Annotated in this window: 12 protein-coding genes; 2 read left to right on the top strand and 10 right to left on the bottom strand. The window is 70.3% G+C overall.

Annotation, left to right across the window (positions count from 1 at the left end; genetic code table 11):
• Positions 1 to 150: 150 nt before the first annotated feature.
• The 4 genes from phoH2 to ABT009_RS18240 form a co-directional block, all read right to left on the bottom strand.
• Positions 151 to 1,473 carry an RNA 5'-3' helicase PhoH2 gene (gene phoH2, locus ABT009_RS18255; RefSeq protein ID WP_351295285.1) on the bottom strand — a complete coding sequence of 441 codons (1,323 nt, stop codon included), beginning with the start codon at positions 1,471 to 1,473 and terminating at the stop codon, positions 151 to 153.
• A 316-nt stretch (positions 1,474 to 1,789) separates the two neighbouring features.
• The gene (locus ABT009_RS18250; RefSeq protein WP_351295283.1) at positions 1,790 to 2,551 is read right to left on the bottom strand and encodes an isoprenyl transferase; all 762 of its coding nucleotides are present in this window, start codon (positions 2,549 to 2,551) and stop codon (positions 1,790 to 1,792) included.
• A 322-nt stretch (positions 2,552 to 2,873) separates the two neighbouring features.
• Positions 2,874 to 3,632, bottom strand: a complete 759-nt coding sequence (locus ABT009_RS18245; RefSeq protein ID WP_351295281.1) for a class I SAM-dependent methyltransferase — start codon at positions 3,630 to 3,632, stop codon at positions 2,874 to 2,876.
• A gap of 75 nt (positions 3,633 to 3,707) precedes the next feature.
• Positions 3,708 to 4,442, bottom strand: a complete 735-nt coding sequence (locus ABT009_RS18240; RefSeq protein ID WP_351295278.1) for a prepilin peptidase — start codon at positions 4,440 to 4,442, stop codon at positions 3,708 to 3,710.
• A gap of 145 nt (positions 4,443 to 4,587) precedes the next feature.
• On the opposite strand from ABT009_RS18240, the gene ABT009_RS18235 reads away from it, so the two are divergent.
• Positions 4,588 to 4,998 (top strand): DUF192 domain-containing protein, encoded by a 411-nt coding sequence (locus ABT009_RS18235; protein ID WP_351295275.1) that lies wholly within the window; start codon positions 4,588 to 4,590, stop codon positions 4,996 to 4,998.
• 7 nt (positions 4,999 to 5,005) lie between these two features.
• On the opposite strand, the gene ABT009_RS18230 is transcribed toward ABT009_RS18235, so the two are convergent.
• The 3 genes from ABT009_RS18230 to ABT009_RS18220 all read right to left on the bottom strand — a co-directional run bounded on the left by ABT009_RS18230 (position 5,006) and on the right by ABT009_RS18220 (position 9,633).
• Positions 5,006 to 5,731, bottom strand: coding sequence for a Rho GTPase-activating protein (locus ABT009_RS18230; protein WP_351295272.1), 726 nt, complete (start codon positions 5,729 to 5,731; stop codon positions 5,006 to 5,008).
• Positions 5,732 to 5,752: 21 nt separating this feature from the next.
• Complete coding sequence (locus ABT009_RS18225; protein WP_351295269.1) at positions 5,753 to 8,386, bottom strand: hypothetical protein; 2,634 nt, start codon at positions 8,384 to 8,386, stop codon at positions 5,753 to 5,755.
• A gap of 113 nt (positions 8,387 to 8,499) precedes the next feature.
• A complete protein-coding gene (locus ABT009_RS18220) occupies positions 8,500 to 9,633 on the bottom strand; it encodes a peptidoglycan recognition protein family protein (RefSeq protein ID WP_351295266.1) in 1,134 nt (377 codons plus the stop codon).
• Positions 9,634 to 10,023: 390 nt separating this feature from the next.
• Between ABT009_RS18220 and ABT009_RS18215 the strand changes: the two genes are divergently transcribed.
• Positions 10,024 to 11,460: an FAD-binding oxidoreductase gene (locus ABT009_RS18215; RefSeq protein ID WP_351295263.1), complete on the top strand. Its 1,437-nt coding sequence runs from the start codon at positions 10,024 to 10,026 to the stop codon at positions 11,458 to 11,460.
• 18 nt (positions 11,461 to 11,478) lie between these two features.
• On the opposite strand, the gene ABT009_RS18210 is transcribed toward ABT009_RS18215, so the two are convergent.
• The 3 genes from ABT009_RS18210 to ABT009_RS18200 are packed head-to-tail and all read right to left on the bottom strand — an operon-like array spanning position 11,479 to position 15,088.
• On the bottom strand, positions 11,479 to 11,907 hold the full coding sequence (locus ABT009_RS18210; RefSeq protein ID WP_351295260.1) for a hypothetical protein: 429 nt from the start codon (positions 11,905 to 11,907) through the stop codon (positions 11,479 to 11,481).
• An 11-nt stretch (positions 11,908 to 11,918) separates the two neighbouring features.
• A complete protein-coding gene (locus tag ABT009_RS18205) occupies positions 11,919 to 12,635 on the bottom strand; it encodes a hypothetical protein (RefSeq protein WP_351295257.1) in 717 nt (238 codons plus the stop codon).
• A 17-nt stretch (positions 12,636 to 12,652) separates the two neighbouring features.
• Positions 12,653 to 15,088, bottom strand: a complete 2,436-nt coding sequence (locus tag ABT009_RS18200; RefSeq protein ID WP_351295254.1) for a Tox-REase-5 domain-containing protein — start codon at positions 15,086 to 15,088, stop codon at positions 12,653 to 12,655.
• Positions 15,089 to 15,375 lie beyond the last annotated feature (287 nt).

Here is a 15,375-nt window from a genome sequence, read left to right as displayed (position 1 = left end):
AAGCTCACACGTCGTTTGTCCCAGGAGTTTTCCGGAAAAGCGCAGACGCCAAGGCGCCGCCCGGCTAGGCTCTACGCCTTTGCCAGACGGCGCCAACTACCGCGTAACCGCCACTCATTGGACGAGCGGGGATGGTCCCGGACGAACGGGTCAGATCTGCCCGTCCTCCAGCATTTCGGTCACAAGTGCCGCAATCTGCGAGCGCTCCGAACGGGTGAGCGTGACGTGCGCGAAGAGCGGATGCCCCTTCAGCTTCTCGACGACGGCGACGACTCCGTCGTACCGGCCGACCCGGAGATTGTCGCGCTGGGCCACGTCATGGGTCAGTACGACACGGGAGTTCGCCCCGATTCGGGACAGAACGGTCAGCAGGACGTTCCGTTCCAGCGACTGCGCCTCGTCGACGATCACGAAGGCATCATGCAGGGAGCGGCCGCGGATGTGGGTGAGCGGCAGCACCTCCAGCATCCCTCGCGCCGTCACCTCCTCGATGACCTCGCGACTCGTCACCGCGGACAGCGTGTCGAAGACCGCCTGCGCCCAAGGGCTCATCTTCTCGGCCTCGCTGCCGGGCAGATAGCCGAGCTCCTGCCCGCCCACCGCGTACAGCGGCCGGAAGACCATCACCTTCTGGTGCTGCCTGCGCTCCAGCACGGCCTCGAGCCCCGCGCACAGCGCCAGCGCCGACTTGCCGGTGCCGGCCCGGCCGCCCATCGACACGATCCCGACATCCGGGTCGAGGAGCAGATCCAGCGCGATCCGCTGCTCGGCGCTGCGCCCCTTGATACCGAAGGCCTCCCGATCGCCGCGTACGACGCGGACGTTGCCCTCGGGCGTGACGCGCCCCAGCGCCTTGCCGCGCTCCGAGTGGATCACCAGACCCGTGTGCACCGGCAGCTCGGCCGCCTCCGGGACGAACAGGGTCTCCTCATCGAAGAGGAGGTCGACCTGCTCTCCCGAAAGGGTGAGTTCGGACATTCCGGTCCAGCCGGCGTCCGTGATGGCGAGCTCCGCGCGGTACTCCTCGGCGAGCAGGCCCACCGACGACGCCTTGATGCGCAGCGGCAGGTCCTTCGACACGACCGTGACGTCGTACCCCTCGGCCTGGAGGTTGCGGGCCACCGCGAGGATCCGCGAGTCGTTGTCCCCCAGTCGGTAACCGGCCGGGAGCACGGCGGGGTCGGAGTGGTTCAGCTCGACCCGGACAGACCCGCCGAGGTCCCCGATCGGTATCGGGGCGTCGAGGCGCCCGAACTTCACCCGGTAATCGTCGAGCAGGCGCAGTGCCTGCCGGGCGAAGTAACCGAGTTCCGGATGGTGCCTCTTGGCCTCGAGTTCCGTGACCACCACGACGGGCAGCACAACCTCGTGCTCGTCGAAGCGGGACAGGGCGTTCGGGTCGGCCAGCAGGACGCTGGTGTCGAGAACGTAGGTGCGCCGGTCTGGCTTGGGGCGCTTTGTGCTGGTCACCACGGAAGGACGTACCCCCTCGGATGAGGTCGGGGAGCGACGAAAGGGATCGGGACCGGTCTCCGGCCGCGATGCACGGGCCGAGCGCCGGCCCTCCAGCTCTCCGCCGGAAGTGATGCTCCCCGCGCGGTCGTCCTGGTGCAAAGGGCCTCCCGGGCGGACGGCCCCGTGCCGTCCGCTGAGATACGACGCCCACGTGCAGGGCGTCGACCTGGAAGGCTTATTCCCTCGAACACGCGCAGCCATGCCATGGCATATGACGGCGCGTTGGTGAACTCTGCGTTACTCGTGCCCCAGGCGGCCCTGTCGGCCGGGCGGACTATCCGCCGTAACGCCGGTGCCGTGCCGCGTAGTCACGCAGGGCACGGAGGAAGTCGACCTTGCGGAAGGCCGGCCAGAAGACCTCACAGAAGTAGTACTCGGAGTGGGCCGACTGCCACAGCATGAAGCCCGACAGGCGCTGCTCGCCGCTGGTGCGGATGACGAGGTCCGGGTCGGGCTGGCCGCGCGTGTAGAGGTGCTCGGAGATGACGTCGATGTCGACGAGCTCCGCGAGCTCCTCGAAGGTGGTGCCCTTCTGGGCGTGGTCCAGAAGGAGGGAGCGGACGGCGTCGGCGATCTCCTGGCGGCCGCCGTAGCCGACGGCGACGTTGACGAGTATCCCCGCGTTGCCCTGGGTGGCCTGCTCGGCCTCCTTGAGTACGGACTGAGTGCCGGCCGGGAGCAGGTCGAGCGTGCCGACGTGGTGGATGCGCCAGCGGCCGTCGGCGGCGAGGCCGCGTACCGCGTCCTCGATGATGCCGACCAGCGGGATGAGCTCTTCCTCGGGCCGGTCGAGGTTGTCGGTGGACAGCATCCACAGGGTGACGACCTCGACGTCCGTCTCGGCACACCAGCCGAGGAACTCGGCGATCTTGTCGGCCCCGGCGCGGTGTCCCTGCACTGTCGTGCCACCGGACGCCTTCGCCCAGCGCCGGTTGCCGTCGAGGATGACCCCGACGTGCTTCGGCACCTGGTCGTGGTCCAGACGGCCTTCCACCCGGCGTGCGTAAAGTCCGTACACCAGGTCGCGCAAGTTCACGTGTGGTCAGTCCCTCCGTGTGGCCGTGCAGCGGACGACAGTCCCGAGGGCGACACCCTACCGCCGGAGTATGTGGACTCGGGCACAGGGTTCGTCACAGCCGGTTTCGTCACAGCCGCGCGGCTTCAGCCGGGTGAAGAGAAAACGGGCCGGTCCGTGGGGGGGAGACGGACCGGCCCGAGGGGGGGTTTCCACCATAACCCTTCGTGAGTGATGCTGCGTGCATTGGCGCGCCACAACTACTCTCCGGAGTCGTGCAGCGACGATTCGCGCCCACCCATCGGGGTGCGCGTCCGACGCTGCGGCACCGCCGTCGTCGGGTCTAACCCGACTTGCGGGCCTCGATCAGGAAGCGGGCGCTGTGGGCCGTGAACGGGCTCTCCGACTCGATCTGCTCGTGCAGCGCGCGCAGCCGCGGCCGGTACTGGTCGACGGTGAAGCCGGGCACCATCCAGACGACCTTCCGCAGGAAGTGGACGACGGCCCCGACGTCGTGGAACTCCATCCGCAGCCGCTCCGAGCGCAGGTCGACGACCTCAAGACCCGCCGCCTCGGCCGCGGCCCGCGCCGCGTCGGGATGCCGTCCGTTACGCACCTCCTCCGGCTGCGGCCCGAGGAAGTACTCCACGACCTCGAAGGCGCTCGCCGGGCCGACCTCCTGCGAGAAGTACGTGCCGCCGGGCTGCAGTACCCGCGCGACCTCGTCCCAGTGGATGCGCACCGGGTGCCGGCTCACCACCAGGTCGAACGCCTCGTCCGCGAACGGCAGCGGCGCGTCCTCCGGCGATGCCACGACGACCGCGCCGCGCGGCCGAAGCAGTGCGGTGGCCTTGGCGATGTTGGGTGGCCAGGCCTCGGTGGCGGCGGTCAGCGGCGGAAGCTCCGGGGCGGAGGCGAGGACCTCTCCTCCCCCGGTCTGGATGTCCAGCGCGGCCGATGCCCGCGCCATGCGCTCGCCCATCGCGCGCGCGTACCCCCACGAGGGCCGCTCCTCCGTGGCCCGGCCCTCGAACCAGGAGAAGTCCCACCCGTCGACGGACGCGGCCTCGGCCTCTGCGACGAGCTTCTCGAACCTGTCCATGAGCTGATCGTCCCAGCGCGCCGCGGGCGCCCGCGACCGAATTAATCGGCTGAGTCAATGGGCGGCCGAGGGCCGTCAGCCCGCCGCGAGCCCTCCCAGCACCAGGCCCAGGAACGCCCCGCCGATCATGAACGGGCCGAGTGGGATCGCCGACTTGCGCCCCGCCCTGCGCAGTGCCACCAGCGACACCCCGTAGACGGCACCGAAGAGCAGCCCGGCGAAGGCGCCGGTGAACAGGACCGTCCAGCCGTACCAGCCGAGGGCCGCGCCGAGTCCGACCGCCAGTTTGACGTCGCCGAACCCCATGCCGGCGGGGTTGATCAGGAAGAGGACGAAGTAGGCACCGCCGAGCGCGAGCGCACCGAGCAGCGCAGTGGGCCAGGAGCCCGCGCTGCCCGGCAGCAGGGCGGCGAGCCCCAGCAGGAGGGCGGCCGCGGCGGCGAGGGGCAGGGTGAGCACGTCGGGCAGCCGGTGCACGGCGTAGTCGGTGAGCGCGAGCAGTACGGCGAAGGGTGCGGCGAGCAGCCAGACCGCGAGTTCGGGGCGAGGCCCTGTCGCCGCGGCGAGCAGCGCGCACACCAGCGCGGTGACGGCGGCGACGAGGGCCGTACGGGGCCCGTACGCGGTTCCGTCGGCGCACCGCGCCCGGCCCACCCAGCCGCCGAGCGGCCCGGTGATGGGGTGCCCGGCGGGGCAGTCGCCGCGCCACGGCTCCTCGGGTTCGACGGCGAGCCGGTAGGCGGCGCGGGGCAGCAGGGCCCCGGTTGCGGCGCCCCACGCGGCGGCCACGGCGATCAGCAGCTGATACACGCCGGGGACCCTATTCGCCCGCGACCCGGGCGGCATGGGCCCGTGGGCCCATGACAGGACCCACTGTGGTGCGGATACGGTCGGGGCGGAGTTCGACGGACAGCCGTAGGACAGTCGAAAGACAACGGACGGACAGGGGCGGGCGATGGGGCGCTGGCGCGACGGCCGGGCGAAGCTGGTCGTACACGCGGACGGACACGGGGGCAGCGGTTACGGGGAAGGGGCCGAAGGCTCCGCCGTCACGGTCCCGCTGGAGTTGGCGACCTCGTTCCGCGCGCGCACCCGCGGCCTCCTCGGGCGCGACGGGATCGACGGCGCGATCCTGCTGTCTCCCGCGAGCAGCATCCACACCTTCCGCATGCGCTTCGCGATCGACGTCGCCTATCTGGACCGCAAGCTGAACGTGCTGAACGTCCACACCGTGAAGCCGGGCCGCCTCACCCTTCCCCGCCTGAGGGCCCGGCACGTACTGGAGTCGGATGCGGGGACGATGGCGGGATGGGGGCTGCGGCCCGGTGCACGGGTGACCGTGGAGGAGAGCACCCGGCTGTCCTAGGACCGCGTCACGTTCTCCGGTCCTCCAGTTCGGCGAGCATCCCCAGGGCGGCGTCCGCGTTCTCCCAGCTCGCCGGGGTGTCCGTCTTGTCGGCCAGGCGCCGCAGGACGGCGACGGCATCCGCGTCGCCGATCGCGCCCAGCAGCTCGATCGCGGAGTCGGCGCCGATGTCCGCCGCCACGCAGCGCTCGGCCAGACCGACCGCCCAGTCGGCGAAACGCCCCGGGGTGGGGTCCAGGGCCAGCCAGCGGAACACCGAGTCGGCGATGTCGTCGCGCAGCCAAGCGATCAGGTCGAGCATCACGACCTCGACGTGGTCGAGGACGTGCCGCTGCAGCGGGTACAGCCCGCCCCGCTCGCGCCGCTCCCGCACCAGGCCATCCACGCCGGCCCAGGTCACCAGGTCCGTACGCGGCATCCTGACCGCGGTCTCCCGCTGGAACTCCTCCCATGCGTGCCGCAGCAGACCGGGCGACGGCGGCTGCGGTACGTACGGTGCCGCCTCCGGGTCGTCGAGGAGCGCGGTCAGTATGCGGCACACCTCCGCCAACCGCTCGTCCGTACGGGGCAGTTGGGCGATCCGGGGCCAGTCGGCGCCGACCCCGTTCCAGGGCTCGGGCAGCTCGCGCAGGACGCGGGGCAGGACGTAGTCGCCGTCGGCACTGTGCCGGCGCGCGACCCCCGGGTCCCACGCCTCCTCGCTGCGCTCCGCGCCCGCGCTCTGCTCACTCATGGTCGTCCCGTACGCACTCGTTCACTTGATGCCCAGATACGCCTTGGCGCTCTCCGGGTCCTTCATCTTCGACCAGTCCATCGTGCCGTTCGCCGTCCGCTCGTCGATGGCGCGCTGCATCCTGCCCAGCTCGTCGGCGGACAGGCCCTGGCCGGCCACCTTCACGTCCACGCCGTTCTTGGCCATCTCGCCGGCCGCCGTCCGGGTGTCCTTCGCCGCCTTCCCGTTCCGGGCCTGCTTGAACTCGCTGAAGATCGACGTCCAGCGGTCCGTCGTCTCGATCTCCACGGTGGCCTTGCGGCCCGGCTCCTTGCTCGCCCACTTCTTGAGCCGCTCGACCTGGTTGGCGAAGTCCGCCTTGCGCGTGGCCGAGCCGGCGTTCTTGACCTCCTTGACGTGCACGATGCCGTTCTTGTCCTTGTAGACCACGTCGGCGTCCGGGATCTCGTCGAGGTTCACCTTCTCGCCGTTGCCGAGGTCGCCCTCCGTGCGGTTCATCTTGCTGCCGACTCCGGCGTCCACCTGGGTGCCGGGGGCCGCGTCGTCGGCGGCGCGCCGTACGGCGTTCACCTCGGCGCGTGCCTCGGCGAGCTTGTTGGCGTCGGAGGCGTTCGCGACCTTGCCCTCGAGCGCGGCTGCCGCGTCGCCGTTCACGTTCTTGCGGCGGGCGAGGTCGGTGATGTCGTCGAGTGCGTCGGCCGCGTCCTTCTTGCCGATCTCGCCCTTGTTCGGGTCGGGGTTGTCCTTGGCGCGGTTGACGAGGCCGTCGATCTGGTCGTCCGGCACCGAGGAGCCCCGCTCCCGCAGAGCGGCCTTCGCCGCCTCGGCCCTCGCTTCGAGCGCCTTCTGCTGGGCGTCGTGCGCGTCCTTCTGGTCCTCGACGTCGCACTTCTCCTGCACCTGGAGGACGGAGGGTGCGTTCGCCGAGTACACGGCGGGGGCCGGGGCGCTCACGGTGCCCGAGACACCGGTCGTGTACGACGCGGTGACGATGCCGCCCGAGGAGCCCGCCGGCGCCGGGTCTCGGCCGTACTCCCCGCCGCCGTACGGGACGCGGAAGCGCGGCGCCCCCACGACGCAGCCGCTCTTCCGGGCCTTCTCGGCCGCCTCGTCCGCCGCCTCCTGTGCCTCGTCCGCGGCCTTCTTTGCGCCCTTGACGTCGCCGAGCCTGGCCGCCTTGCGGGCCCTCTCGGCCGCCTCGGTCGCCTTCTCGACGGCCTTCACGACCTTGGAGACCTTCTCCAGCTTGTTGAGCTTCAGCAGGAGGTTGCCGAGCTTGCCCTCGCCGTAGCCCGGGATGAAGTACGAGCCGCCGTTCCACAGGGTCAGGCCGACGGCCTCGCCGTAGTCACCGCGGTTCCAGGCGTTGCGGACGTCGTCGGTGAGGACGAAGTCGTTGATCATTCTTCCGTTGTTGCGGATGCCGAAGGTCAGGGCCTGCTTGCCCATGCCCCAGTAGTCGCCCTTGTTCCACTTGTCGACGTACCCGTCCCACTCCGTTACGACGATGTCCTTGCCGTAGTTCCACAGGCCGGTGACCGTGCCGGTGACGGTGTCGATGGGGTGGATGACGCCGTCGATGGCGTCGACGACGTCTCCGCCGACGCCGTCGACGACCACACCCTTGACGAAGCCGCCGGTCTGTTTCGCGGCGCAGCCGAAGAAGGAGCCGACGCCGGAGAAGCAGCCGTCGTCCTTCTTCTCGTCGCCGCCGCCTCCTCCGCCGTCGCCGCCGTTGTCGCCGTCCCCGGCCTGGGTGTCGCCGGTGGATCCGGAACCGTTGCCGTCGTCGGAGCCGCCCGATGCGCTGCCGGAACCGCCAGAGCCACCGGAGCCGCCGGATGCGGATCCACCGCCCGCACCGCCGCCGCCGTTACTACCGGTGCCACTGTTCGCACCGCCGTTGCCGTTGGCGCCGTTCGCGCCCCCGTTGCCGGAACCCCCGTCAGCGGCACCCCCGTTCCCACCGCCGGCCGTGGCACCCCCGTCGTCACCGGCCCGGACGTCCGAACTGTCGTCCCCGCCACCCGGATCGGCCGGACACGACGTACCCGTGACCTTGCAGACCGCGGACTGGAACCCGCCGGCTATCTGCGGTCCCACGCCGCTGACCAGCAGCGCAATGATGATCGCGGCCACGACGACCACCAGCCCGACGTACTCGGCCGCGCTCTGTCCCTCGTCGCTGTGCCGCAACTTGAGCATGCGCGGCAGGCTGAACTCCGGCCGGTTCTCGCGCTCCAGCTCGGGCAGCCGGAACCACGCGCGGGACGCGCGCCGCGTCAGCAGCACGATCAGGGTGACGGGCAGCAGCAGTTGTGTGAGGCCCCGGCCGCTTCCCTGGGCCATGGTGCCGAAGGCCTCCAGGACCAGCCAGCCCTGTACGCCGACCAGTGCCCAGCCAACCCAGGGGCCGCCCGCCCACATACGGCGAGCGAGGAGCATCCCGGCCGTGCCGGGCGCGATGGCGTACAGCAGTGCGCCCAGAACCGCGCCGTCGAGCGGGGCCGCCACCAGCACACCCAGTGCGGGCAACACGCTCAGGACGAAGAGGACGACGAGCAGCATGAGGGCCGTCGCGAGCGCCCGCGGCATACGCGCGGGGCCCGCGACGGCGGACGTGGAGGCCATTCCCCCGTCATTGGTCCACGACATGAAGCGACGGTACGTTCACGCACCGCGCAGGGCATGGGCCCGGGGACCCAACCCCGGTCCCAATCAGTCCCGTTCAGCCCCGTTCAGCCCCGTTCACAGGACCGCCCGAGGGCTCAGGAGCGGCCCACAGCCGCCGCCTCCCGCACCCGCACCAGCTCCGCGTACATGACCTCGCCCGGGCACTCCGTCGCCATCCAGTCGCGGTGGCCGCTGATGGACTGGACCTCCTTCTGGGTGCCGGTGATGGGGTTCGTGTAGGTGAGCCGCGCCTGCGGGTCGAGGCCGTGGAAACGGCTCAGGACCCGGACCAGCCGGGTGAGGGCGGTGCGGGCCGCGTCCGTCGGGCCCTGTTCCATCAGGTTGCCGAGGAGGGCGATGCCGAGGTTGCCGGAGTTGTAGCCGGCGACGTGGAAGGCGGTGACGAGCTTGCCTTGCCCGTCGTGGGCGGGGATGCCGTCGTCTCCGGAGTAGCGGCCCTCGTAGATGCGGCCTTCCTCGTCGATGAGGAAGTGGTAGCCGATGTCGCCCCAGTCGTTGGTGATCGCGTGGAGCTCGTAGATGGCGCGGACGGTGGCCGCGGGGTCGGGGTCGCCGTTGGGCGTTGCGGTGTGGTGGACCGTGATGGTCTGGAAGGGGTAGTACGCGGTCGGCGTGTTCTCCGTGCCGTCCGGCTTGAACCGCTTCGACTCGTCGGCGCCCCAGGCCGCCCGTGACAGATACGCGACGCCGCGTACGCGGGTGGTGTCCGACGGGACGTCCACCTTGCGCTCGGGTCCGTGGCTGGTGTCGAGGGCGACCGACCTCAGCCCGGTGGCGCCGTCGGGGGCCTTCACCTCGTACCCGGACGCGCTGCCGGCGGGGACGAGCAGCGCGCCGCCGTTCGCCTCCGAACAGCCGCTGCCGCTCAGGGACTTCCAGTCACCGCTCGCACCGTCGGCGGCGCGCAGCCGGATGGAGCCGCCGTCCGCGGAACCGGTGGCCGCCCAGCGGACGCCGACGTAGCCGATGGGGAAGGCGGCCTCTACGGGTGCCGCGCCGGCGGCCGCCTTGGAGCGGGTCTCGGGGAACGTCTCGACGGTTGTGCCGCTCTGAGCGGCACCACTCGAATCGGTGGGCTCGCCGGAGTCGGTGGTTGCGGCCATGACCGCGGGAGTCACCACGGCCCCGGTGGCGACCGCGCTCGCGGCACCGATCAAACCGCGGCGCGTGAGGCGGGACTTGGCGCGATGGGAGGGGGGAACAGCCATGTGGGGGTTCCTTACGTGTTCCTTGGTCGGTCCTGCCGGCTGACCGGCCCGGGGCAGGGCACACGTGTCCCCCACCCAGCCAGTGCTTGAAGACTCAAGGAAGCGTACGCGCTCAACAGAACGACTCGAAAGCCACCTTGGCCCCATCCGTCACAGCCGAAGCATAGTCACCTCATCGCGAAATCAAGGGAATTGGGCTACTAGAGGCGTGCGGATGCATCGGTACAGCCATGAGTGACCACAGACCACCCTGACCGTCCGACCGCCGTGATCAGCGAGCTCGGATCATGATCAGCGAGCTCGGATGGCGTCCCACCCCGCTGGCCCTGATCCTGAAGGTGGAAGGCCTGAAGGTGGAAGGCGTGACGGCTTGCGCGGGAGGTGTCCGCCATGAGCCGAGGCACTGACAGGGACGACCCCGGGGAGAAGCTGGCGGTGGAGCTCGTGGACGAGTTCGCCTCGAGGCTGCGCGGGCAGCTCGTACGACCCGGGGACCCGGACTACGAGGCGGCTCGCAAGGTCTGGAACGGCCTGATCGACAAGCGCCCCGCACTGGTGGCACGGTGCGACGGCGACGAGGACGTGATCGCCGCGGTGAACTTCGCCCGCGACAACGACCTGCCGCTCGCGGTGCGCGGCGGCGGGCACGGCGTCGCCGGCCTCGCGCTCTGCGACGGCGGGCTGGTCATCGATCTGTCGGGGATGACCGGGGTCGACGTCGATCCGGACGGTCGTACGGCGCGTGCGCGGGGTGGCTGCACGCTGGCGGACGTCGACCGCGCGACGCAACGCCATGGGCTCGCCGCTCCCCTGGGCCTGGTCTCGAAGACGGGGATCGCCGGTCTCACCCTGTCCGGGGGAATGGGCTGGCTTCGGCGCGCGTACGGGCTGAGCTGCGACAACGTCGTATCGGCGAGGGTGGTGACCGCCGACGGGAGGCTGCTGACCGCCGACGGGAGCGAGAACGGGGACCTCTTCTGGGCGATCCGCGGGGGCGGCGGCAACTTCGGCGTCGTGACGTCGTTCGAGTACCGCCTGCTTCCCGTGGGCCCCGAAGTCTTCTTCTGCAATGTGTACTACCCGGCGGACCGTGCCGGGGAGGTGCTGCGGACCTGCGAGCAGTACCTTTCCAAGGCACCCGACCAGCTCGGTCCGCTCGGGGTGCTCGGCCGGGTTCCCGAGATCGAGGAGTTCCCGTCCGAGGCGCACGGAGAGCCTTTCGTGGCGCTCCTCGCCCTGTTCCCTGGCGACCCTGCGGAGGGCGAGGAGGCGCTCGGCCCGCTCCGCGAGATCACCGAACCGATCTGCGACCTCAGCGGCCCCCTCTCCTACGTGGAGGCGCAGACCGTCCTGGACGAGGACTATCCGGACGGCGGGCGCTACTACTGGAAGTCCCTCAACGTGCCCGAGCTCAGCGACGCGCTGATCGAACGGATCCTCGAACACGCTGCCGCCGCGCCGTCACCGACCTCGACCATCGACGTCTGGTACCAGGGCGGCGCGATGGCGCAGGTAGGCGAGGAGGAAACCGCGTTCGCCAACCGTGGCGTCCCCTATCTGCTCGGCATCGAGGGGAACTGGGAGGAGGAGGCCGACTCGGCAGCGAACGTGGCCTGGGTGCGCGACACCTTCTCCGACCTGCGCGACTCCTTCTCCACCGGGGGCCTGTACCTCAACTTCCCCGGCTTCCTGGAGGAGGGTGAGCAGCTACTGCGTGAGAGCTTCGGCCCGAACTACGAACGGCTCGCGGCGGTGAAGGCGACGTACGACCCCGGAAACCTCTTCCGTCTCAACGCGAACATCGAGCCGAAGAAGCCGAACAGCTGATGCCGACCTGACGCCGGCCTACCCGGGGAACCCCTCGTCGGAGCCTGTCACCCCGGCGAACAGCACGACCGGCTCCTCCTTGTCCTCATGCCCGACACTCGCCGCGACCAGGCGGTCGCCGACCCGCCAGTACAGCAGGTCGCCGAAGTACCCGCTCTCGACGAGCTCCCGGAAGAAGGGCGGGAGCTCGTCCTCATCCGGGTCCATGTAGGAGTAGTCCTCCATGGACATGGACTCGTGCGGGCCCCACCGGGCATCCAGCGCGGCCGCCAGCTCCTCCAGTTCCTCCTGGAACTCCTCACTTGTCCGCATGAGCTCGTCCCAGTCGTCGTTCGGGGGAGCGAAGTCCCGGCTCTCGTGCAGGGTGACGAGGTGGTAGGCGTCGTCGCCGCTCAGGGGGCGGGCGAGGAGTTCGTCGATCAGCGGTAGGTAGCGCTGCACGCTCATGGACGGATCACTCACATTTTCGCTCGCGGGGCGGGTACAGGCATGGGCTCCAGGGCGCCGGCCTCGGCAAGCGCCTTGTGAGCGGCAAGCACCGTTTCTGTGGACGGAGTCCCGCCAGGGATGTCTGCCAGATCCAGGACGATTCCGTCGTGATCGGTGGGGACGCGACGTGCCATGAAGTCGTCCGGGACACGGGCGGCACGGTTGGCTGACAGATGCACCGCCCAGCCGCAGCGGGGGTGTGCGGCCTTCAGGCCGTAGGCCGCCTTGACCTCCTTGAACAACGCCCTGTCGTAGGTGAGCCCGTAGTCCGCGTCCCACACGCCCGCCAGCGCGGCCAGCGCCTCGGTGTACCGGCCCGCGAGCGGTCCCGCCGCCGAACCGGGTGCAGGGAACAGCTGCCATACGGCCGTGAAGGGGGAGTACCCGTCCGTGCCTCCTCCTTGCACGCGACCGCGAACGTACGCTCCGTCCGGCTGAGTGGCGACCACGTTGGCGGTGTAGCCGAGGATGTCCAGGTCGTCCTTGACATTGGCCGCCTCGAGCGCCGCCGCGAAGTCTTCGGCTCCCGTCGGGACGAGCCCGCCCTCGTCCCAGCGCCACTCGGCCAGTGCCCCCTCCGACAGCTCCGCCAGCCGGTCCAACAGCTCCAACCAGCGCCGAGCCAGCTGCACGGGGGTCTCGGCCCTGGGGCCCCAGGCAGCCTTCACAACCACTTCGCTCGCCATGCGTGCTCCTCCGCTCCCTATTTCTCCACCGGAGTGTGTTTGACCACCACGTCTTCGAGACCGGCGTCTTCGAATGCCCTCTCAGCCGCGTCGGCCACCCGCTTGTTGGAGAAGTTCCACTCGACCGTCTTCCCGTTCGCCGCACGCACCTGGCGCCGCGCCTGCTCGATGAACTTCTCCGCCTGGGCCTTCTGAAGGTTTCCGTCCGCGTCGAGCTTCTTGCTGTACCCGAACTTCGCCTCGACGTAAGTCTGCCGCGACGAGTCCCAGCCGTCGAAATCGACGTCCCTGCCGGTCTCCGGGTCCTTGGCAGCGTATTCCTTGCCTCGCTTCACCTTGGAGACCTGCTCCTGGTAGCGCATCCAGCGCTCCATGCTCGGCCAGTACGCCACCGCCTTCTTCGACTTCCAGGAGCCGTCGCCGCCGTCCTTCGAGCCCTTCCGCGGGTTCTTCAGGTCTTTCTGCCAGGACGGCTTCTTCCACTTGGCGACCTTCTTGCGGCTCTCTTCCTTCTTCGCCTCCTTCTCGGCCTTCGCGGCCTCGTCGGCCTGCTTGCGGGCGTCCTCCGCCTCCTGCTTCGCCTTCGGGTCGCACTGCTCCTCGGCCAGCAGGACGTACGGGGAGCGGGACCCGCCGACGGCGAGGACCGTGGTGCCGGTGCCGGCGGAGCCGGTCAGGCCCGGGGCATCGCCGTACGGGATGGTGCGGCGGGGGGCCGAGGTGATCGTGCAGCCGGACTTCCTGGCCTTGTCCTCGGCCGCGTCCGCCGCCTCGTCGGCCTCCTTCGATGCCTTCTCGGCGGCGCCGACGTCGCCGGCCTTCGCCGCCTTGCGGGCGTCCTCAGCCGCCTTGACGGCGTCCTCGGTGAACTTGCCCAGCTTGCCGAGTTTGCCCAGCTTGCCGAGCTTCTGGACGATCTTGGCTTCGCCGTAGCCGGGGATGAAGAGCGAGCCGACGTTCCAGACGACGTTGGTGACGGCACGGGTCTTCTGGCCGTTGTTCCACTGGTCGCGGACCTCGTCGCCCACGAACATGTCGTCCAGGACCTTGACGCCGGTGTTCCACGAGGCGCCGCCCCAGTCGGTCAGGGCATCGAAGTAGTCGCCGTTGTCCCACTTCTTTCCGGCGTCCTTGGAGTCCTGAGACCACTTGTCGCCCAGGGAGCTGCCGTAGTCCTTCAGGCCCTCCCAGGCCTTGCCGGGGTCCGTGACCGTGTCCCAGATTCCGGTGACGTCGCCCCAGATGCCGTCGACGAACAGCCCTTCGCCGACCTGCTTGATCTGGTCGCCCGCGCACCCGAAGAAGGCGCCGAAGCCGGAGAAGCAGCCCTCGTCGCCGCCGTCCTCGGCGGCCTGCTCGTCCTCCTCCCAGCCGGGCTCGTCCTCCGCGGCGGCGTTCTTCTCGTCGTCGGTCTCGTCGCTGTACGAGGCGCCGGAGTCTTCGCTCGACGTACTGCCGGAGTCGCCGCCAGTTCCCTGGGATGCCGAGTCGGAGCCGCCTGCTCCGTTGCCGGCTCCGCCGTTGTCCTGGCCCTCGTTGCCGCCTGCGCCGCCGCTGCCTTCGCCCCCGTCGTCGCCGGTGCCGCCGTCTCCCTGGCCGCCGTCGCCCTGACCACCGCCGTTGTCCTGGCCGCCCTGGCCCTGGCCGGCGTCCGTGCCGCCGTCGGCCCCGGCGTTGGCTCCCCCGTCGGCACCCGCGTCAGTCCCGGCGTTGGCTCCCCCGTCGGCACCTGCGTCAGTCCCGCCGTCGGCGCCCGCCCCGTCCTGGCCGTCCTCGGCCTGGACGTTGCCCTCGTCGCCGCCGTTCCCGGCAGGGCAGTTCGTCCCGACGACCTCGCACACCGCCGAGCGGAACCCGTCGGACACCTGACCGCCGACCCCGCTGAGCAGCAGGGCCACGATGATCGCGGCGACCAGCGAGATGAGCCCGACGTACTCCAGCGTCGACTGGCCGTCCCCGCTCCTCCACTTGATCATCCGGGCGAGCGAGAACGGACGGCGCTCCACCCGATCCCGATCAGGTAGCCGGAACCACTCCCGGCTCTCCGGACGAGTCAGGAACACGACAATCAAGATGGGCAGGAAAAGCTGCGTGAAGCCGCGCCCGGAGCCGTCGCCGATGTTGCCGACCGCGGCGACGATCAGCCACGCCTGCAGGGCGAGCAGCCCGCGCCACACCCACACCCCGCCAGTCCATGACCGGCGGGCCAGCACCCAGCCGACCGTGCCGGGCGCCGCCGCGAACGCCACCTGACCGAGCAGCCAGCCGTCGACGGCGTCCAGCGACGCACCGGTCAGCAGCAGACCGAGCCCGCCCACCACCGTGAACGCGAACAGCGTGTGTACGAGGACCAGCGCGACCAAAAGCGGTCTGGGCAGCTCCTGGCGACTTCCACTCCCCGACGACGACCAGCCGCCGCCCCCGAACGCCGGGACGCCCCCAAACGCAGACATGCCACTCCTCAACTCGCCCGTCACGAGGATGAGTTCAGGGGCAGAGGCACCCAAGGATGCGGCTGAGGGCTGTGCGCTTCAGAGGCCGACCGCCCCCGAACGCGTCATGCGCGACCGAGCCCCGTCGTGGTCAGGACGGTGACCCGCGCATGGCTCCCCAGATCCCCCTCGTCAATCCGAGCCCCGAACGTAACGTTCCGTCGCCTCACACCACATGGGCCCACGGGCCCAAATCAGGGACCTAATCCCCTTAGCCCGCAGGTGCGTTGAGACGTCGGACGCCGCGA

Origin of the sequence: Streptomyces sp. NPDC002896 (genome assembly GCF_040295225.1) — a bacterium.
Taxonomy (GTDB): Bacteria; Actinomycetota; Actinomycetes; order Streptomycetales; family Streptomycetaceae; genus Streptomyces.
This window is presented reverse-complemented; position numbering and strand designations above follow the sequence as displayed.

Coding starts and splice junctions, on each gene's coding strand:
- ABT009_RS18245 (WP_351295281.1), bottom strand. CDS start 3,632: ATGGACAGGTTCGAGAAGCTCGTCGCAGAGGCCGAGGCCGCGTCCGTC.
- ABT009_RS18235 (WP_351295275.1), top strand. CDS start 4,588: ATGGGGCGCTGGCGCGACGGCCGGGCGAAGCTGGTCGTACACGCGGAC.
- ABT009_RS18230 (WP_351295272.1), bottom strand. CDS start 5,731: ATGAGTGAGCAGAGCGCGGGCGCGGAGCGCAGCGAGGAGGCGTGGGAC.
- ABT009_RS18225 (WP_351295269.1), bottom strand. CDS start 8,386: ATGTCGTGGACCAATGACGGGGGAATGGCCTCCACGTCCGCCGTCGCG.
- ABT009_RS18220 (WP_351295266.1), bottom strand. CDS start 9,633: ATGGCTGTTCCCCCCTCCCATCGCGCCAAGTCCCGCCTCACGCGCCGC.
- ABT009_RS18215 (WP_351295263.1), top strand. CDS start 10,024: ATGAGCCGAGGCACTGACAGGGACGACCCCGGGGAGAAGCTGGCGGTG.
- ABT009_RS18210 (WP_351295260.1), bottom strand. CDS start 11,907: ATGAGCGTGCAGCGCTACCTACCGCTGATCGACGAACTCCTCGCCCGC.
- ABT009_RS18205 (WP_351295257.1), bottom strand. CDS start 12,635: ATGGCGAGCGAAGTGGTTGTGAAGGCTGCCTGGGGCCCCAGGGCCGAG.
- ABT009_RS18200 (WP_351295254.1), bottom strand. CDS start 15,088: ATGTCTGCGTTTGGGGGCGTCCCGGCGTTCGGGGGCGGCGGCTGGTCG.